The sequence below is a fragment of the Streptococcus sp. oral taxon 064 genome, from assembly GCF_001683375.1.
GTDB lineage: Bacteria > Bacillota > Bacilli > Lactobacillales > Streptococcaceae > Streptococcus > Streptococcus oralis_S.
Genome location: NZ_CP016207.1, coordinates 1,240,517 through 1,259,478 on the forward strand (window position 1 = coordinate 1,240,517; position 18,962 = coordinate 1,259,478).

The window sequence follows — 18,962 nt, forward strand, 5'->3', positions numbered from 1 at the left end:
TCCCTTTTTCATTTTTCCTATTAATTATCGAATTGAACTTCTTCTAGTAAGTATTCGATAAAGCGTTCGCCCATCTTAGACAGGCTGGTTTTTTCATGCTGGATATAGACCAGCTCAATGGGATCATCTATGTCCAGTGGAATGGAAACGATATTGTCTCCGTTGAGGTTGCTGTTCAAAATCCCTGTTGCAATCGTGTATCCGTCCAAACCAATCAAGAGATTAAAGAGGGTGGCACGGTCGCTGACTACGATAGATTTTTTGTGGTATTCCTGCGAGAGAATCTCTTCGGAGAAGTAGAAGGAGTTGTGCGTTCCTTGGTCATAACTCAGATAAGGGAAGTCTTCCAAATCAGCCAGTTTGACCTTGTCTTTTTTAGCTAGAGGGTTGGTCTTGCTGACAAAGATATGGGGTTGAGCGGTAAAGAGATGGTGGGCTAGCAGGTGGTTATCATCCAGCATTTTCGTTAAAACATCGCGGTTGTAGCTGTTTAAAAAGAGGACACCGACCTCACTACGGAAGTTCTTGACATCGTCAATAATCTCCCAAGTCCGAGTTTCACGAAGGAAAAGTTCGTATTTTTCCATATCACTTTTCTTGAGCAGAGAGACAAAGGCATTAACTACAAAAGCATAGTGCTGAGAGGAAACGCTGAAAAGTTCGCGGTGGGCGACAGGATTTTTATAGCGTTCCTCCAGAAGCTGGGTTTGCTCGACAACTTGACGGGCATAGGAGAGAAACTCCATCCCATCACGAGTCAAGGTAATGCCCTTGGGATTGCGGATAAAGATTTCAATGCCCATTTCATTTTCCAAGTCTCGAACGGCATTAGAGAGACTGGGTTGAGTGATAAAGAGTTGCTTGGCTGCTTCATTCATAGAGCCAGTTTCGACGATTTTGATAATATAGTGTAGTTGTTGAATTCTCATGTTTTTATTGTACCATACTTGCGGAAGAATGGGCAATGAAGACGAAGAAAATAGGGGGAAAGAGCTTGTCCAGTATTGAAAAAAAGTCTAGAATCTGCTAAAATGGAAGCTATGAAAACATTCTATGATGTGCAGCAATTTCTCAAACAGTTTGGCATTATTGTTTACATGGGGAAGCGCTTGTATGATATTGAACTGATGAAGCTCGAACTCTCTCGGATCTATGATGCAGGTCTGATGGACAAGCTAGACTATCTAGAGGCGGAAGCTGTTCTTCGTAGAGAGCACAAGATAGAATTAGACTACATAGAGAAAAATGGAGAGAAGAACTTATGACAATTTGGATTTTGTGGGGAATCGTACTAGCGATGGCAGCATGGATGGGGTATAACTACCTTCGTATTCGTCGTGCGGCTAAGATTGTGGATAATGCAGAATTTGAAGCCTTGATTCGGAAAGGGCAATTGATTGATGTCCGTGAACCAGCAGAATTTCACAGAAAACATATCCTTGGTGCGCGAAATATTCCTTCAAATCAGTTGAAGTCAAGCCTTGCAGCCCTTCGTAAGGATAGACCTGTCCTTCTCTACGAAAACCAACGCGGACAACGAGTGACCAATGCAGCTCTCTATCTGAAAAAACAAGGTTTCTCTGAGATTTATATCCTTTCTTATGGATTGGATTCTTGGATTGGGAAGGTCAAGACTAGCTAACATTCTGTAAAAATCTGTCGAATGATAGATAAAGCTAGCATTTTATGGTATCATTATTTATATTAATTTTAAGGAGATTTTATAATATGAATTCACAACAAAAGAAAAAACCTTCACTTATTTTAGGTATCTTATCTATCGTCCTTGGTTTGCTTTCTCCAATAGTGGGTCTGATTTTGGGGATTATAGGATTGGTCTTGGCTTTTTCATACCAAAAAGAATCTGGACTGGACTATAAAACAGAAAAAATTCTCAACATCGTAGGACTTGTAGTTTCTGTTCTTAACTGGATTCTAGCAATCGCAGTAGTTTTTAGATAGGCAAAAAACAAAAAAGCTTTAAATTTAAAGCTTTTTTATTTTATCGACTCATCTCTAAGTAGTTTTTTATGATTTCCAATTCCTCTGGATTCAAGGGACGGTATTGCCCTTCTGCTAGCTCTGGGTCTAATGTAAAATCACCGAATTGGACGCGTTTTAGGGCAGTCACCTTGACACCAACTGATAGAAACATCTTCTTGACTTGATGAAACTTGCCCTCAGAGATGGTTATGGAGGCCCGGCTCTCTGTTGGACTTGAGGACAGAATTTCGAGCTGAGCAGGTTTACAAGTGGTCCCGTCTAAAAAGACAATCCCCTCTTTGAATTTTTGGATATGGTCTGACGTGAGCGGTCCGTTTACTACCACTTGATAGGATTTATCGACATGGTACTGGGGATGAAGGAGTTGGAAGCCTAAAGGTCCATTGTCTGTCAAAAGGAGCAGTCCCGTCGTATCGCGGTCTAGTCTGCCGATAGCATAGAGCTGGTCAGACTGGATGCCAGGTGGAAGGAGGTCCATGACGGTTGGAAGTTTCTTATCCTTGCTAGCTGTAACGACTCCGTTTGGCTTATGAAGCATGAGGTAGTTGTGCTCGTAGCCTTGGATTTGTCGTCCTTGAAAGACTAATTTCTGTAATCCAGTGTCGACATTTTGAGCGAGTGAGCTGGCTGGACAATCATCTACTAGGATTTCTTTTTTTAATAGAGCCTGTTTCATAGCCTTGCGACTGACCTTTTCTTGGGCTAATAATCTATCTAAACGCATACCAGCTTATCTTATCATAAGTCTCTGACTTTGAAAAGAGTTGCCTTGACTAGAAAAGCAGAGTGAAAACATTTACACTTAGCTGAACTGTGATTTTTGAATGAGACTGTGGTATAATTGTTCAGTTAGAAATAAAAATTTAAATATTAGAGGAAATCATGACAAAATTAAGAGAAGATATCCGTAACATTGCGATTATCGCCCACGTTGACCACGGTAAAACAACCCTCGTTGATGAATTATTGAAGCAGTCTGAAACTCTTGATGCACGTACTGAATTGGCAGAGCGTGCTATGGACTCAAACGATATCGAAAAAGAGCGTGGAATTACCATCCTTGCGAAAAACACTGCCGTTGCTTACAACGGAACTCGTATCAATATCATGGACACACCAGGACACGCGGACTTCGGTGGAGAAGTTGAGCGTATCATGAAAATGGTTGACGGTGTTGTCTTGGTCGTAGATGCCTATGAAGGAACCATGCCACAGACACGTTTCGTATTGAAAAAAGCCTTGGAACAAGACCTTGTTCCAATCGTGGTTGTTAACAAAATCGACAAACCATCAGCTCGTCCAGCAGAAGTAGTGGACGAAGTCTTGGAACTTTTCATCGAGCTTGGTGCAGATGACGATCAGCTTGACTTCCCAGTAGTGTATGCTTCAGCTATCAATGGAACATCTTCATTGTCAGATGATCCAGCTGACCAAGAAGCTACGATGGCACCAATCTTTGACACGATTATCGACCATATCCCAGCTCCAGTAGATAACTCAGATGAGCCTTTGCAGTTCCAAGTGTCACTTTTGGACTATAATGATTTCGTTGGACGTATCGGTATCGGTCGTGTTTTCCGTGGTACTGTTAAGGTTGGGGACCAAGTTACCCTTTCTAAACTAGATGGTACAACGAAGAACTTCCGTGTTACAAAACTCTTCGGTTTCTTTGGTTTGGAACGTCGTGAAATTCAAGAAGCAAAAGCAGGTGATTTGATTGCCGTTTCAGGTATGGAAGACATCTTTGTCGGTGAAACCATTACTCCGACAGACGCAGTTGAAGCTCTTCCAATCCTACACATTGATGAGCCAACTCTTCAAATGACTTTCTTGGTCAACAACTCACCATTTGCTGGTAAAGAAGGTAAATGGGTAACTTCTCGTAAGGTAGAAGAACGCTTGCAAGCAGAATTGCAAACAGACGTTTCCCTTCGTGTTGACCCAACGGATTCACCAGATAAATGGACTGTTTCAGGTCGTGGAGAATTGCACTTGTCAATCCTGATCGAAACCATGCGCCGTGAAGGCTATGAGCTTCAAGTATCTCGTCCAGAAGTTATCATTAAAGAAATCGATGGTGTCAAGTGTGAGCCATTTGAACGTGTCCAAATCGATACACCAGAAGAATACCAAGGATCTGTTATCCAAAGCCTTTCTGAACGTAAGGGTGAAATGTTGGATATGATTTCAACCGGGAATGGTCAAACTCGTTTGGTCTTCCTTGTTCCAGCGCGTGGTTTGATCGGGTACTCAACTGAGTTCTTGTCAATGACTCGTGGTTACGGTATCATGAACCATACCTTTGACCAATACTTGCCATTGATTCCAGGAGAAATTGGTGGACGTCACCGTGGTGCCCTTGTTTCTATTGATGCTGGTAAGGCTACAACTTACTCAATCATGTCGATCGAAGAACGCGGAACCATCTTCGTCAACCCAGGTACTGAGGTTTATGAAGGAATGATCATTGGTGAAAACTCTCGTGAAAACGACTTGACAGTTAACATCACTAAGGCCAAACAAATGACCAACGTCCGTTCAGCTACTAAGGACCAAACAGCAGTTATCAAGACACCTCGTATCTTAACCCTTGAAGAGTCTCTTGAATTCTTGAATGACGATGAGTACATGGAAGTAACGCCTGAGTCAATCCGTTTGCGTAAGCAAATCCTCAACAAGGCAGAGCGCGAGAAAGCCAACAAAAAGAAAAAATCAGCTGAATAAGAGCTAGAAAGAGATAAAGATGGTCTATTTAATCATAGGGATACTCTTATTACTACTCTATGTATTTGCGACACCTCAAAGTATCAAAGGAACAGTCAACATCGTTATCTTGGTCTTTGTAGTTGTTGCACTCTTGATTTTGCTGATGTTGTCCATCTTGCAAATCTTCCAATTACCGACAGAATTCTTTGTCACAATCGCCATGCTGGCCCTAGCCTACTTTAGCTTGAGAGACATTACGCTCATGTCTGTAAAAAAGAGCAAAAGAAGATAAATAGAAAGAGAGCTACGGCTCTCTTTTTCTATGGTAGAAATGAGAGTTAGGGCATTTTCGTTTAGTATTATTTCCATAAAAATGGTAAAATAGTAGGAGTAGAAATGGAGTTTGAGACATGAAAGTAATCGATCAATTTAAAAATAAGAAAGTCCTTGTTTTAGGTTTGGCTAAATCTGGTGAGTCTGCAGCCCGTTTGTTAGACAAGCTAGGTGCTATTGTGACAGTAAATGACGGCAAGCCTTTTGAGGAAAATCCAGCTGCGCAAAGTCTGTTAGAAGAGGGGATCAAGGTTGTCACTGGTGGGCATCCTTTGGAGCTCTTGGATGAAGACTTTGCTCTGATGGTGAAAAATCCAGGTATCCCGTATAGCAATCCCATGATTGAAAAGGCTTTGGCAAAGGGGATTCCAGTCTTGACTGAGGTGGAATTGGCTTATTTGATTTCGGAAGCGCCAATTATCGGTATCACTGGTTCAAATGGGAAAACCACCACAACGACGATGATTGGGGAAGTTTTGACTGCTGCTGGTCAACGCGGTCTCTTGTCAGGGAACATCGGCTATCCTGCTAGTCAAGTGGCTCAAACTGCAACAGCCAAGGACACGCTCGTCATGGAACTTTCTTCTTTCCAACTGATGGGTGTTCAAGAATTCCATCCTGAGATTGCGGTTATTACCAACCTCATGCCAACTCATATCGACTATCATGGTTCTTTTGATGAGTATGTGGCAGCTAAGTGGAATATCCAGAACAAGATGACAGCAGCTGATTTCCTTGTCTTGAATGTTAATCAAGACTTGGCAAAAGACTTGGCAACCAAAACACAAGCTACGGTTGTTCCATTTTCAACAAAGGAAAAGGTTGATGGAGCTTATCTGGAAGATGGTCAACTCTACTTCCGTGGGGAAGTGGTCATGGCAGCGAGTGAAATCGGTGTTCCAGGTAGCCACAATGTAGAAAATGCCCTTGCGACCATTGCTGTAGCCAAGCTCCGTGGCGTGGACAATCAAACCATCAAGGAAACTCTATCAGCCTTTGGAGGTGTCAAACACCGTCTCCAATTTGTGGATGAAATCAAGGGTGTCAAATTCTATAACGATAGTAAGTCAACCAATATCTTGGCTACTCAAAAAGCCTTGTCAGGATTTGACAACAGTAAGGTTATCTTAATTGCAGGTGGTTTGGACCGCGGCAATGAGTTTGACGAATTGGTGCCAGATATTACTGGGCTCAAGAAGATGGTTATCCTCGGTCAATCTGCAGAACGTGTCAAACGGGCAGCGGATAAGGCTGGTGTGGCTTATGTAGATGCGACAGATATTGCTGATGCGACCCGCAAGGCTTATGAGCTCGCGACTCAAGGAGATGTGGTTCTCCTCAGTCCTGCCAATGCTAGCTGGGATATGTATGCTAACTTTGAAGTACGTGGCGACCTCTTTATCGACACAGTAGCGGAGTTAAAGGAATAATATGAAAAAAATTGTCTTTACAGGTGGGGGGACGGTTGGACATGTCACCCTCAACCTTTTGTTAATGCCCAAGTTCATCGAAGACGGCTGGGAAGTTCACTATATTGGTGATAAACACGGAATCGAACACCAAGAAATCCTCAAGTCGGGCTTGAATGTGACCTTCCACTCCATTGCGACTGGGAAGTTGCGTCGCTATTTCTCTTGGCAAAATATGCTGGATGTCTTCAAAGTTGGTTGGGGAATTGTCCAATCCCTCTTTATCATGTTACGACTGCGTCCACAGGCTCTTTTTTCTAAGGGAGGATTTGTCTCTGTACCGCCGGTTATCGCAGCGCGAGTGTCAGGAGTGCCTGTCTTTATTCACGAATCTGACCTGTCTATGGGCTTGGCCAATAAAATTGCCTATAAATTTGCGACCAAGATGTATTCAACATTTGAGCAGGCTTCAAGTTTGTCTAAGGTCGAGCATGTGGGGGCAGTGACCAAGGTTTCAGACCAAAAAACTCCTGAACCAGATGAATTGGTGGATATCCAAACCCACTTTAATCCTAAATTGCCAACGGTATTGTTTGTTGGTGGTTCTGCAGGAGCTCGTGTATTTAACCAATTAGTGACAGATCATAAGCAAGAACTGACAGAGCGCTACAATATTATCAATCTCACTGGAGATTCAAGCCTCAATGAGTTGAATCAAAATCTCTTTCGTGTTGATTATGTGACAGATCTCTATCAACCCTTGATGGAGATGGCAGATGTGGTGGTAACGCGTGGCGGTGCCAACACAATTTTTGAGCTCTTGGCCATGGCGAAACTCCATCTCATCGTACCATTGGGTCGTGAAGCAAGTCGAGGAGACCAGATTGAAAATGCAGCCTACTTTGTTAAGAAAGGCTATGCAGAAGAACTTCAAGAAAGTGACTTGACCTTGGAAAGCTTGGAGGAAAAACTCAGTCACTTGCTTAGTCACAAGGATCAGTACCAAGCTAGCATGAAAGCTTCGACTGAATTGAAATCTCTTGCAGATTTTTACGATCTACTAAGAAAAGACCTAGCATAAGGAATATCAATGTCAAAGGATAAGAACAAAGAATCAAACCAGAAGCAAGAATTGTCTGAATGGCAGAAACGAAACCAGGAATACCTGAAGAAGAAGGCTGAGGAAGAAGCTGCCCTAGCTGAGGAGAAGGAAAAGGAAAAACAGGCTCGAATGGGGAAAAACTCTAAGTCGTTAGAGGAAAGTAAGAAGTCATCAAGTGATTCCGACCAGAACGAAACTGTTCCAGACGAAGAATCATCCGAAAAAGAAGAAAAATCTAAAAAAGATGATCCTAAAGTCAAAGAAGAAAAAGAAAAGAAGAAAAAAGAAAAACCCGAGAAACCAGCCAAACCTAAAATTGCGCCTGTTCATATTTGGCGAGCTGTGAGTATCTTAGTGCCAAGTATTCTGGTACTTCTTCTCTCAGTCTATCTGTTGACTCCGCTATCGACCATCAAAAATATCGAGGTTAAGGGAAATAGGAACACCCAGGCGGACGACATTAAACAGGCTTCTGGAATTCAAGATAGCGACTATACTTTAGCCCTATTGTTGGATAAGGAAACATACGCTGAGCGAATCAAGTCCAATCATTGGATAGAATCAGCGAAGATTAACTATCAATTTCCGACTAACTTTACGATTGAGGTCAAGGAATTCGATATTGTCGGTTATTATGTGTCTGGTGAAGAACATTATCCTATTCTGTCTAGTGGTACAGTAGAGTCAACTCCTGTTGATCGCTTAAACTTGCCTGAGACTTATCTGACAGTTACCTTTAACGATGAGCAGCAGGTGAAAAAGCTGATAACAGGATTGTCTACCATCAGTGAGGATATCAAGAGTCAAATCCAGAAAATCGAATTAGCGCCAAGCAAGGCAACAGCAGATCTTTTAAAAATTACTATGCTGGATACAGATGAGGTTTTGGTTCCCTTGTCAGAATTGAGCAAGAAATTGCCTTATTACAGCAAAATCAAGCCACAATTGTCTGAACCAAGTGTAGTCGATATGGAAGCTGGAGTATACAGTTATACTATAGCGGATAAATTGATAGAAGAGGCTGAGGAAAAAGCCAAACAAGAGGCCAAGGAAGCTGAGAAGAAAAAACAGGAAGAAGAAAAGAAAAAACAAGAAGAACAGGGAAATCAAAGTCAAACGAGCCAGCAGTCACAGAGTCGTTAGACTAACTTTTTCTCTTGATTTTTGAGTGGTATAGAAGTCCAGTTTCAAGTTTTTGCTTGACAAGTCCTACTATAAATAATAGAATAGAAAAAAACCTTTAAAGCAGTCCAGAGAGGCAGCTAAGGTTAGACGGTGAAAGGGTGGAGACTACCCATTTTTCGTGGAACCTTGCTGTTGGCAGGTTCCTTTTTTCATGCTCTCTAGCTTACAAAGGTAAAAGGAGAAAGGTATGCGTGAACATCGTCCAGTTATTGCTCTTGATTTTCCTAGTTTTGAGGCAGTCAAGGAATTTTTATCTCTTTTCCCAGTAGAAGAAAGTCTTTATCTAAAAGTAGGGATGGAGCTTTATTATGCGGAAGGTCCAGAAGTTGTCCGTTATTTGAAGTTACTGGGGCATAGTGTCTTTTTGGACCTGAAGCTACATGACATTCCCAATACAGTCAAATCTGCCATGAAGGTCTTATCTCAGCTTGGTGTAGACATGACAAATGTTCATGCTGCTGGTGGTGTGGAGATGATGAAGGCTGCGCGTGAAGGTCTGGGGACACAAGCCAAATTGATCGCTGTGACTCAATTGACTTCAACTTCTGAAGAACAAATGAGAGACTTTCAAAATATCCAAACCAGTCTTCAAGAATCGGTCATTCACTATGCCAAGAAGACAGCTGAAGCGGGCTTGGATGGTGTCGTTTGCTCGGCTCAGGAAGTGCAACTCATCAAGCGGGCCACTAATCCAGATTTTATCTGTCTGACACCGGGAATTCGTCCGGCGGGAACTGCCGTAGGAGACCAAAAACGTGTCATGACGCCAGCGGATGCTTATCAAATCGGTAGTGACTATATCGTAGTGGGACGTCCCATTACCCAAGCTGAGGATCCTGTTGCAGCTTATCATGCTATCAAGGATGAATGGAACCTAGACAGAAATCAAAGAAATAGATTATAAAAACAAAAGGAGAATACTATGACACTTGCTAAAGATATCGCTAGCCACCTCTTGAAAATCCAAGCCGTTTACCTCAAACCAGAGGAGCCTTTCACTTGGGCATCTGGTATCAAATCGCCGATTTATACGGACAACCGTGTGACGCTTGCCTATCCAGAAACTCGTACCTTGATTGAAAATGGTTTTGTGGAAGCTATTAAAGCAGAATTTCCAGAAGTAGAAGTGATTGCAGGAACTGCGACAGCAGGAATTCCACACGGAGCGATCATCGCTGACAAGATGAACTTGCCTTTTGCCTACATCCGCAGCAAACCAAAAGACCATGGAGCAGGCAACCAAATAGAAGGCCGTGTAGCTCAAGGTCAAAAAATGGTAGTGGTTGAAGACCTGATTTCAACAGGTGGTTCTGTTCTTGAGGCCGTAGCAGCAGCTAAACGCGAAGGTGCAGATGTACTTGGTGTTGTAGCGATTTTCAGTTACCAATTGCCAAAAGCAGATAAGAACTTCTCAGATGCAGGTGTCAAACTTGTGACGCTTTCTAACTACAGTGAACTCATTCACCTAGCCCAAGAAGAAGGCTATATCACACCAGAAGGACTCGACCTTCTAAAACGCTTTAAAGAAGACCAAGAAAATTGGCAAAATTCTTAAAACATAGAAAATCAGGTAGTCGCTAGGATTACCTGATTTTGTTTTTAATACTAAAGTTGAGCGATAACTTCCTCAGTTGTCAAAACTTGGTTGGCAATGTAGCCGTAGTTTGTTAGTGCAGCTTGGTAGGCTTCTTCACCTGGAGCACCGACAGCATCGTTAACAACAATGACATTGTAGCCTAATTCTATGAGTTCACGCATGTGTGAATCCACGCAGAGATTAGCATTCATACCAGCCAAGATGACGGTGTCGATACCATTTTTGCGGAGTTGAAGGTTAAGGTCGTTGCTTTCTGGGCCAAAGATTTTATGTCCGTTGACAACAATAGTATCTTCATCCAAAAATGGTTTAATCTCTTCAATCATATCTGCTCCAGAGCCTTCTGGAATTGCTGAATACTGGCTATCACGCCAAAACATTTCGTTTTCAATCATCATCGTTTCACCAGCAGCTTTAAATTGCCACTTGTGATCGTGTGGATAGAAGTAGTGCGGTGAGATAAAACGCTTGTAGCCACGCTCTTTAGCAAGAGCGAAAAGCTTTGTCAGATTTTCAATAGTATTAACTTTTTCAAGAACATCTTTAGTTGCTCCGAATCCTTTACCAGTAGATTTTAAGAATTCAACTTGCGGGTCTGTGATAACAAATGCGACATTTTTCTGATTGAACATGAGGTTCCTCCTAATATGATTTGATTAACAGCCAATAGGAATTTAGACTGTTAGTTTGATGATTTTCCAAATGGTAGTTTTAGTTATATACTGACCATTCGGTACAATTATAGTAACATCTAAAATTGAATTTGTAAATTAATTTGCTCAGAACAAAAATTTTAATGATAAAACAGTGGCAAAAGGAGGTGGTTTCAATTGTTTGGTTTCAGGCTCTGAATCTGCTATAATAGGAAAAAGAGAGGTGAGCAGATGAGTGTTAAAGAGCGTATTTTACAAAGTGCTGAGAAATTGATTTATCAGAAGGGTTATGTGGCCACCTCCATCAGTGACATCATGGAGGCAGCTGATGTTGGCAAGGGGCAGCTTTATTATTATTTCAAATCTAAGAAGGAAATTGGTTTGACGGTCATTCAAGATATTTTAGCAAAGTGGCGAAAAGAGCTTTTTGAAGATATTTTTGAAGCAGACAAGTCTGACAGTGACAAGTTTTCGGATATGATTGACTGGGTTTGTCAATTTCATGAAAGTCAGACGGTCTTTTATGGTTGCCCAATTGGTAATCTGATTGTGGAATTGTCCACAGAAGATGAGAACTTCCGCTTTCCTCTCAATGATTTTATGACCCAGTGGACAGAGAAGTTAGCCAGCCTCTTGCAAGACCTGCATGCTGACTGGTCAGAAGAGCGGGCGCAGTTGCAGGCCCGTCAAGTCATCTCCAGTATTCAAGGAAGCATTGTCATTCTCAAAGTCAGCCAAGACATCCAAGTTTTGGAAAATAATATGACGGATTTGAAAAAGAATTATTGTTAATTTTTAGCCGAAGAATTAAAAGTATGTTAATTTATGGATTGTGGTTAAGAGGTAAGAATGACAACAGATATTAAAACTGAAATTGGTCATAGAGTAAGACAGGAACATGAACGTCACAAATTGACGAGAGAAGAGGTCTGTGGACAGAAGCTGACTTAATAATCAAACAGCTGATGCGTACTGAGCTTGGGCAATCCTTGCCAACAATTACTAAGTTACAATATTTATCTAAGCGATTAGAAGTTCCGATAGATACTTTTCTTGAAAATAAAGAACTAGCTCTTCCTGAGGAAGAGTTGCTGAGTCTAGACTTGATTGAAAGAATATTAGACTTGATAAGGACAGGGACAGGTAGTTTCGCTGAAGATATTTTTGATGATTATTTTAAGCAAGTAACACTAAAGCAAGTTTACACATTCAATGATTTACTATTAATTGATTATTTTGCTATGCAATGTCAAGACTTGATTTATAGAAGAGAGCATTAGATGATTTTCGGATTAAGTTGTTGAAACAGCAATTAGTTAGTGATGAAATGTATAATGTAGAGCTACTATCAGTTCTTTGTGCCATAGCGGGTGTTTATGTTGTTCATAGTGACTATAAGCATATGATATCTCTAGTAAAAAAGATGAATGAAATTTTATCAGTAACAATGTTGCAAGTCTATAAATCTGGAATTTCAGTATTTGAAGCTAAGTGCTATCTTTATTTTGAAAATGATAAAAATAAAGCAAAGGAACTATATCACTCAGCAACTATACTAGCTGAACAATTTGATGATAAAGTATTAGAAAATGAAAAGATTATTTGAATTTCCATAACTTAAGAAAGTTCATCATTTTTAATTATCTCTGTAAAATGATTGAAAGCATGAAATTTCCAAACAAAATATTTGAAAAATTTTGAAAAAAGAGTTAGAATATTTTTTGTAATATACAAAGTAAACGCTTACTTATCAAGGAGGACATTTTATGTCATACAAAACAAGCAATGCAGAAGGTCATGTAGATTTCATCAATACCTATGATTTGGAGCCAATGGCGCAACAAGTTATTCCTAAAGCAGCATTTGGCTATATCGCTAGTGGGGCGGAGGATACTTTCACTTTGCGTGAGAATATTCGTGCCTTTAACCACAAACTCATCGTTCCTCATACACTTTGCAATGTAGAAAATCCAAGTACAGAGATTGAATTTGCAGGCGAAAAATTGTCTTCACCAATCATTATGGCGCCTGTTGCGGCTCATAAATTGGCAAATGAACAGGGTGAAGTGGCGACTGCGCGTGGTGTGCATGAGTTTGGTTCTCTCTATACAACCAGCTCTTACTCTACTGTCGACCTTCCAGAAATTACGGAAGCCCTTCAAGGGACACCTCATTGGTTCCAGTTTTACTTTAGTAAAGATGATGGTATCAATCGCCACATCATGGACCGTGTGAAGGCTGAAGGTTATAAAGCGATTGTCTTGACGGCTGATGCTACGGTAGGGGGCAATCGTGAGGTCGATAAGCGTAATGGTTTTGTCTTCCCAGTTGGCATGCCGATTGTTGAAGAATACCTGCCAGAAGGTGCTGGTAAATCAATGGACTTTGTTTACAAATCAGCTAAACAGCGCCTATCTCCACGAGATGTAGAATTTATCGCTGAATACTCAGGACTTCCTGTTTATGTCAAGGGGCCACAATGCCGTGAGGACGTTGAACGTTCGCTTGCTGCTGGAGCTTCTGGTATCTGGGTAACCAACCATGGTGGCCGTCAAATCGACGGTGGGCCAGCTGCCTTTGACTCACTTCAAGAAGTAGCAGAAGCAGTTGACAAACGCGTACCAATTGTCTTTGACTCTGGTATTCGTCGTGGCCAACACGTCTTTAAAGCCTTGGCTTCAGGAGCAGACTTGATAGCTATTGGCCGCCCGGTTATCTATGGCTTGGCTCTCGGCGGTAGTGTTGGTGTGCGTCAAGTCTTTGAACACTTGAATGCAGAATTGAAGACAGTTATGCAGTTATCTGGAACTCAGACTATTGAAGATGTCAAACACTTCAAACTCCGTCACAACCCATACAATCCAACCTTCCCAGTTGACCCTCGTGACTTAAAATTGTATTGATAAAATAGCTTGCCTCCACTTGATGTGGAGGTTTTTCTTCGTCTATAGGAAGAATAAATCACCATTGAAATCTATATAAATATATTTTTCAGTCAAATATCTTGCTAGGGCTTTCATTTTTTGCTATACTGGTGCAGTAATTAAATAATAAAGACATTTGGGGTGCTTTAGGCTGAGATGATACCCATTGAACCTGATACAGTTAAGACTGGCGAAGGGAAATGTGAAACGTTTTTTCGTATGGCGAAATGAACGATCTAATCTTGTAAGCTAAACTCTAATTCTTGATTGTAATTGGAGTTTTTTTGTTTATATAAACTGGATGAAGGTGATACAAAGCATTTAGGTAGCTTTTCTTGAACGCCCTTGATTTTCTTTAAAAAGGTCAAGTAAAACTAGGATTTTCTTGATGTTTTGTTGATTACGAACGAGTAAAGAGAGGAAAAGTAAATATGGAAAGACAAGACTATGCATTTCAGCCAGGTTTGACTGTTGGAGAATTATTAAAAAGCAGTCAGAAGGATTGGCAGGCTGCAATCAATCATCGTTTTGTTAAGGAACTTTTTGCGGGGACAATTGAGAATAAGGTCTTAAAAGACTACCTAATTCAAGATTATCACTTCTTTGATGCCTTCTTATCCATGCTGGGTGCTTGCGTAGCCCACGCAGACCAGCTTGAATCCAAGCTTCGTTTTGCCAAGCAACTAGGCTTTCTTGAAGCAGATGAAGACGGTTATTTCCAAAAAGCTTTCAAAGATTTAAAAGTATCTGAGAATGACTATCTGGAAGTGACCTTGCATCCTGTAACAAAAGCCTTTCAGGAGCTTATGTATTCTGCTGTATCATCATCAGACTATGCCCATCTTTTAGTCATGCTGGTCATTGCAGAAGGTCTCTATTTAGACTGGGGTTCTAAAGATTTGGCTCTACCTGAAGCCTATATTCATTCGGAATGGATTAATCTCCACAGAGGTCCTTTCTTTGCAGAGTGGGTTCAATTTCTGGTTGACGAACTCAATCGTGTCGGAAAAGGTCGAGAAGATTTGACAGAACTTAAGCAACGCTGGAACCAAGCAGTCGCTTTAGAATTAGCCTTTTTTGATATTGGTTATGATGCTTAGGGAAAGTTCAGGATACTGACAAATTTGATGAGGTAAATCATTCAATGTAACTGAAAAATTTCTTAACGAAAGATAGAGATAAATCGAAATCAGTAGATCGTATAAAGTGAAAAGGAAGGATTTCAATATGACAAGTTTAAAATTATTAAAAGAAAAAGCACCATTAGTAATCTGTATCACCAATGATGTTGTAAAAAACTTTACAGCAAATGGATTAGTAGCACTGGGTGCCTCACCAGCTATGAGCGAGTACCCAGCAGACTTAGAAGATCTATTAAAATATGCTGGAGGATTATTGATTAACATTGGGACTTTAACGGATAATAATTGGAAGCTGTACCAAGAGGCACTAAAAATTGCTGAAAAATATAATGTTCCTGCAGTTTTAGATCCTGTAGCCTGTGGAGCAGGAGAATATAGAAAAAAAGTAGCAGATGATCTAATCAATAATTACAAACTGGCAGCGATTAGGGGAAATGCTGGCGAGATTGCCTCTTTAGTAGGAATAAATGTGGCATCTAAAGGAGTAGATAGTGCAGGCGTAGATAATATTGATGAAATTGCTCTAGCAGCAAATAAAAAGTTCAATATTCCAATAGTAGTAACAGGTGAAGTGGATGCCATTGCGGTTAATGGAGAAGTTGTAACGATTCATAATGGTAGTGCCATGATGCCAAAAGTTATTGGGACAGGATGCTTATTAGGTGCTGTAGTAGCAAGCTTTATCGGACTTGAAAAAGGTCAAGAATTGAAATCATTAGAAACAGCAATGTTGGTTTACAATATCGCTGGAGAAATGGCAGAAAAACGTCCAAATGGGCATCTTCCTGGAACATTTAAAGTTGAATTTATAAATGCCTTATACGAGATTACAGACGAAGATGTAAAGGAATTCAAAAGAGTGAAGTAAGATGTTTCATAAAGAATTACTAAAACTATATTTTATTTGTGGAACGACTACTTGCCAAGGAAAAGATATATATAGAGTCGTTGAGGAAGCCTTAAAAGGTGGTATAACCTTATTTCAATTCCGTGAAAAAGGTGAGGGAGCCTTAGAAGGTAAAGAAAAAGTCGAATTAGCAATTAAACTACAGGATCTTTGTAAAAAATACAATGTTCCGTTTATTGTTAATGATGATATTGATTTGGCAATGGAAATTGATGCTGATGGTGTACATGTAGGACAGGATGATCTTGGTGTTGATGAAATTAGAAAATTGATGCCAGATAAAATAATTGGTCTTTCTATAAAAAACGAGGAAGAATTTCAACAATCAAAAGTTGAATATGTAGATTATGTTGGTGTTGGTCCTGTATTTGATACCCAGTCAAAAGATGATGCTGGTGGTGCTATAGGTTATGAAGGTCTTAAATTGATGAGAAAACTATTGCCACAAATTCCCTTAGTTGCAATTGGTGGGATACAGACGCAACATATTAAAGATATTATGAAGACCAATGTTGACGGCGTTTCAATCATTTCAGCAATATCGTATGCAAAAAATATAGAAAAAACTGTTCGGGAAATGAGTGAACAATAGGCATCAATTTTTCCTTGGATTCTGAGGGAGTAGGATTTTCTTTTTTCTAAAAAGATATGTCCAGATTCAGTTCAAATAGCTAATCCATCAAATAAGTCATTTATTTTTTGCAAAAGAAAGATCTGCTGTCTTTTTGAGTACAAGGCTGTATTTCCAGTTCAATTCCTTGAACTAGAATAAATCGTCTGTTAAAATAATTATATAATTAAATAATAAAGACATTTGGGGTGCTTTAGGCTGAGATGATACCCATTGAACCTGATACAGTTAGTACTGTCGAAGGGAAATGTGAAAAGGTTTTTTTCGTATGTCGAAAAGAACTGTCTAATCTTGTAAGGTAAACTCTAATTCTCGTTTGTAATTGGAGTTTTTTTGTTTATCAAAAGAGGATAGGCTGGACGTTAAGCCTTTCGGTAGCTCACCTTGAATACCCCACTTTTCTTTAAAAAAGGAGTTTTTTATGTTGAAAAAATGGCAGTTAAAAGAGGTTATTTTACTTGCTTTCTTGTCTATCTTTTTTGGTGGCGTTTTTGTGGGTTCAGGCTATCTGTTTGATATCCTCACCCTGATTTTAGCACCTCTTGGTTTACAGGCCTTTGCCAATGAAATCCTCTTTGGTCTCTGGTGTATGGCTGCACCCATTGCTGCCATCTTTGTTCCAAGAGTGGGAAGCGCAACGATTGGAGAAGGGCTAGCTGCGCTTGCTGAAGTTCTTTATGGTAGCCAATTTGGTCTAGGTGCCCTTTTGTCTGGCTTGGTTCAAGGTTTGGGAAGTGAACTTGGTTTTATCGTAACCAAGAATCGCTATGAAAGTTGGCTCTCTCTAACTGCCAATAGTATTGGGATTACCCTTTTTAGCTTTGTCTATGAATACATTAAGTTAGGTTACTATGCCTTCTCCCTTCCTTTTGTCCTTTCCTTGCTAGTGGTACGTTTTATTTCCGTCTTTTTCTTCTGTACTATCTTGGTTCGTGCCATTGTCAAACTCTATCATCAGTTTGCAACTGGAGGAAAAGCATAGATGGGGCTGGAATTACGGGAGATTCAGTCCCCAATTTTTTCAGAACCGATTGATTTTACCTTTCATGGGCAAGCCTTTACCTTGTTAGTTGGGAGCAGTGGTTCTGGAAAATCAAGCCTCTTTCAATTGATTGCCCAAGTCAGTTCTCTTCCCTATAGCGGTCAAGTCCTGATAAATGGGAGCGAGGTCAGTCAGCTTTCTATCATCGAACGTGTCCAGACGGTTGGTATTCTCTTTCAAAATCCTAATCATCAATTTACAATGGAGAACTTGTTTGAGGAGCTGATTTTTACCTTGGAAAATATTGGGCATCCCGTTCAGGAAATTGATTCTAAAATAGCAGAGGTTGTCCAGCAATGTCGGTGCAAGGCAATCTTGCACCGTCCAATTCATCACTTATCAGGTGGAGAAAAGCAAAAGGCTGCACTGGCAGTTCTCTTTGCTATGAATCCTAGGGTCTATCTCTTGGATGAGCCCTTCGCTTCCATTGATCGTAAGAGTAGGATAGAGATATTGGAGATTCTAAAAGAGTTGGTCTCTGATGGGAAGACAGTTATCCTGTGTGACCATGATTTAACGGACTATGAAGCCTATATCGACCATATGGTGGAGCTAAGAGACGGTCAACTAAGAGAAGTGTTTCAAATCCCTTCCTCTGAGATGATACAGGTCGCTTCAAAGGAAGTTGCTTCTAGCCCAGAACTATTTCATATGGACCGTTTGACTTGTGAGCTGGATCATCGCCCCCTCTTTTCGATTGCGGATTTCACATTTTACCAAGGGATTTCCTGTATCTTGGGTGACAATGGTGTCGGGAAATCAACCCTCTTTCGGTCTATTCTTCAATTTCAAAAGTATAAGGGGCGCATTACTTGGAAGAGTTGTGTTCTAAAAAAGAAAAAAAGTTTGTATCGCGATCTGACTGGTGTTGTTCAGGAAGCTGAGAAGCAGTTTATCCGAGGCAGTCTGAGAGAGGAACTGCAACTAGATAGCCCAGACTCTGAAAGAAATCAGCGGATTCTCCAAGCTTTAGGATATTTTGATCTGGAGCAGGCGCTTGATAGGAGTCCCTATCAATTAAGTGGTGGTCAGCAAAAGATACTTCAGCTTTTGTCCATCTTGACCAGCAAGGCTTCTGTGATCTTGCTAGATGAGCCATTTGCTGGTTTGGATGATAGAGCCTGCCATTATTTTTGTCAGTGGATGTTGGAGGATAGAAATCAAGGAAGAAGTTTTTTGATCATTAGCCATCGTTTAGATCCCTTGATCTCTGTGGTTGATTATTGGATTGAGATGACTAGTCAGGGTCTTAGTCATGTGAAAGAGGTGACCATCAGCAAACCTCTCCCATCTCTGAAAAATGATACTCTAGGGGAGGTGAGGTAGT

Annotated in this window: 22 protein-coding genes and 2 riboswitches; of the genes, 19 read left to right on the forward strand and 3 right to left on the reverse strand. The window is 40.6% G+C overall.

Annotated elements, in window-relative coordinates; genetic code table 11:
* Positions 1-20: 20 nt before the first annotated feature.
* The gene (locus tag AXF18_RS06030) at positions 21-929 is read right to left on the reverse strand and encodes a LysR family transcriptional regulator (protein WP_049479561.1); all 909 of its coding nucleotides are present in this window, start codon (positions 927-929) and stop codon (positions 21-23) included.
* A gap of 102 nt (positions 930-1,031) precedes the next feature.
* On the opposite strand from AXF18_RS06030, the gene AXF18_RS06035 reads away from it, so the two are divergent.
* The 3 genes from AXF18_RS06035 to AXF18_RS06045 all read left to right on the forward strand — a co-directional run bounded on the left by AXF18_RS06035 (position 1,032) and on the right by AXF18_RS06045 (position 1,962).
* Complete coding sequence (locus tag AXF18_RS06035; protein WP_061587734.1) at positions 1,032-1,265, forward strand: YqgQ family protein; 234 nt, start codon at positions 1,032-1,034, stop codon at positions 1,263-1,265.
* Positions 1,262-1,642 carry a rhodanese-like domain-containing protein gene (locus tag AXF18_RS06040; protein WP_065371664.1) on the forward strand — a complete coding sequence of 127 codons (381 nt, stop codon included), beginning with the start codon at positions 1,262-1,264 and terminating at the stop codon, positions 1,640-1,642. Before AXF18_RS06035 ends, AXF18_RS06040 begins: the two co-directional genes overlap by 4 nt.
* An 86-nt stretch (positions 1,643-1,728) precedes the next feature.
* Complete coding sequence (locus tag AXF18_RS06045) at positions 1,729-1,962, forward strand: hypothetical protein (RefSeq protein ID WP_065371665.1); 234 nt, start codon at positions 1,729-1,731, stop codon at positions 1,960-1,962.
* Between the two features lie 40 nt (positions 1,963-2,002).
* Here the strand turns inward: AXF18_RS06045 and AXF18_RS06050 are convergent, their stop codons facing one another.
* Positions 2,003-2,728: a 16S rRNA pseudouridine(516) synthase gene (locus AXF18_RS06050; protein WP_065371666.1), complete on the reverse strand. Its 726-nt coding sequence runs from the start codon at positions 2,726-2,728 to the stop codon at positions 2,003-2,005.
* A gap of 158 nt (positions 2,729-2,886) precedes the next feature.
* On the opposite strand from AXF18_RS06050, the gene typA reads away from it, so the two are divergent.
* The 7 genes from typA (at position 2,887) to pyrE (ending at position 10,294) form a co-directional block, all read left to right on the forward strand.
* The gene (gene typA, locus AXF18_RS06055) at positions 2,887-4,728 is read left to right on the forward strand and encodes a translational GTPase TypA (RefSeq protein WP_065371667.1); all 1,842 of its coding nucleotides are present in this window, start codon (positions 2,887-2,889) and stop codon (positions 4,726-4,728) included.
* 19 nt (positions 4,729-4,747) lie between these two features.
* Positions 4,748-5,002 (forward strand): DUF3165 family protein, encoded by a 255-nt coding sequence (locus tag AXF18_RS06060; protein WP_000262665.1) that lies wholly within the window; start codon positions 4,748-4,750, stop codon positions 5,000-5,002.
* Positions 5,003-5,120: 118 nt separating this feature from the next.
* On the forward strand, positions 5,121-6,473 hold the full coding sequence (gene murD / locus AXF18_RS06065) for a UDP-N-acetylmuramoyl-L-alanine--D-glutamate ligase (RefSeq protein WP_065371668.1): 1,353 nt from the start codon (positions 5,121-5,123) through the stop codon (positions 6,471-6,473).
* Position 6,474: 1 nt separating this feature from the next.
* Positions 6,475-7,533 (forward strand): UDP-N-acetylglucosamine--N-acetylmuramyl-(pentapeptide) pyrophosphoryl-undecaprenol N-acetylglucosamine transferase, encoded by a 1,059-nt coding sequence (locus tag AXF18_RS06070; protein WP_065371669.1) that lies wholly within the window; start codon positions 6,475-6,477, stop codon positions 7,531-7,533.
* Between the two features lie 9 nt (positions 7,534-7,542).
* Positions 7,543-8,697, forward strand: a complete 1,155-nt coding sequence (locus tag AXF18_RS06075; protein WP_033583515.1) for a cell division protein FtsQ/DivIB — start codon at positions 7,543-7,545, stop codon at positions 8,695-8,697.
* Between the two features lie 229 nt (positions 8,698-8,926).
* Positions 8,927-9,643: an orotidine-5'-phosphate decarboxylase gene (gene pyrF / locus AXF18_RS06080; protein ID WP_065371670.1), complete on the forward strand. Its 717-nt coding sequence runs from the start codon at positions 8,927-8,929 to the stop codon at positions 9,641-9,643.
* Between the two features lie 18 nt (positions 9,644-9,661).
* The gene (gene pyrE, locus AXF18_RS06085; protein ID WP_065371671.1) at positions 9,662-10,294 is read left to right on the forward strand and encodes an orotate phosphoribosyltransferase; all 633 of its coding nucleotides are present in this window, start codon (positions 9,662-9,664) and stop codon (positions 10,292-10,294) included.
* Between the two features lie 50 nt (positions 10,295-10,344).
* On the opposite strand, the gene AXF18_RS06090 is transcribed toward pyrE, so the two are convergent.
* Positions 10,345-10,968, reverse strand: coding sequence for a cysteine hydrolase (locus AXF18_RS06090; RefSeq protein WP_000483067.1), 624 nt, complete (start codon positions 10,966-10,968; stop codon positions 10,345-10,347).
* A 252-nt stretch (positions 10,969-11,220) separates the two neighbouring features.
* Here AXF18_RS06090 and AXF18_RS06095 point away from each other — a divergent pair, with 252 nt between their 5' ends.
* The 9 genes from AXF18_RS06095 to AXF18_RS06135 all read left to right on the forward strand — a co-directional run bounded on the left by AXF18_RS06095 (position 11,221) and on the right by AXF18_RS06135 (position 18,961).
* On the forward strand, positions 11,221-11,781 hold the full coding sequence (locus AXF18_RS06095; RefSeq protein WP_065371672.1) for a TetR/AcrR family transcriptional regulator: 561 nt from the start codon (positions 11,221-11,223) through the stop codon (positions 11,779-11,781).
* A 173-nt stretch (positions 11,782-11,954) separates the two neighbouring features.
* Entirely contained in the window at positions 11,955-12,269 is a 315-nt protein-coding gene (locus AXF18_RS06100; RefSeq protein WP_002880183.1) for a hypothetical protein, read from the forward strand.
* 20 nt (positions 12,270-12,289) lie between these two features.
* Complete coding sequence (locus AXF18_RS10155) at positions 12,290-12,595, forward strand: hypothetical protein (RefSeq protein WP_162838149.1); 306 nt, start codon at positions 12,290-12,292, stop codon at positions 12,593-12,595.
* A 160-nt stretch (positions 12,596-12,755) separates the two neighbouring features.
* Positions 12,756-13,892 (forward strand): L-lactate oxidase, encoded by a 1,137-nt coding sequence (gene lctO, locus AXF18_RS06110; protein ID WP_065371673.1) that lies wholly within the window; start codon positions 12,756-12,758, stop codon positions 13,890-13,892.
* A 148-nt stretch (positions 13,893-14,040) separates the two neighbouring features.
* Positions 14,041-14,129, forward strand: a riboswitch (TPP riboswitch).
* A 215-nt stretch (positions 14,130-14,344) separates the two neighbouring features.
* The gene (locus AXF18_RS06115; protein WP_033605928.1) at positions 14,345-15,013 is read left to right on the forward strand and encodes a TenA family protein; all 669 of its coding nucleotides are present in this window, start codon (positions 14,345-14,347) and stop codon (positions 15,011-15,013) included.
* 127 nt (positions 15,014-15,140) lie between these two features.
* Positions 15,141-15,923, forward strand: coding sequence for a hydroxyethylthiazole kinase (gene thiM, locus AXF18_RS06120; RefSeq protein WP_033605927.1), 783 nt, complete (start codon positions 15,141-15,143; stop codon positions 15,921-15,923).
* 1 nt (position 15,924) lies between these two features.
* On the forward strand, positions 15,925-16,554 hold the full coding sequence (gene thiE / locus AXF18_RS06125; RefSeq protein WP_033605926.1) for a thiamine phosphate synthase: 630 nt from the start codon (positions 15,925-15,927) through the stop codon (positions 16,552-16,554).
* 213 nt (positions 16,555-16,767) lie between these two features.
* A riboswitch (TPP riboswitch) is annotated at positions 16,768-16,856 on the forward strand.
* 158 nt (positions 16,857-17,014) lie between these two features.
* Complete coding sequence (locus tag AXF18_RS06130; protein WP_065371674.1) at positions 17,015-17,575, forward strand: ECF transporter S component; 561 nt, start codon at positions 17,015-17,017, stop codon at positions 17,573-17,575.
* Complete coding sequence (locus AXF18_RS06135) at positions 17,576-18,961, forward strand: ATP-binding cassette domain-containing protein (protein ID WP_065371675.1); 1,386 nt, start codon at positions 17,576-17,578, stop codon at positions 18,959-18,961.
* The last annotated feature ends 1 nt before the right edge of the window (position 18,962 follow it).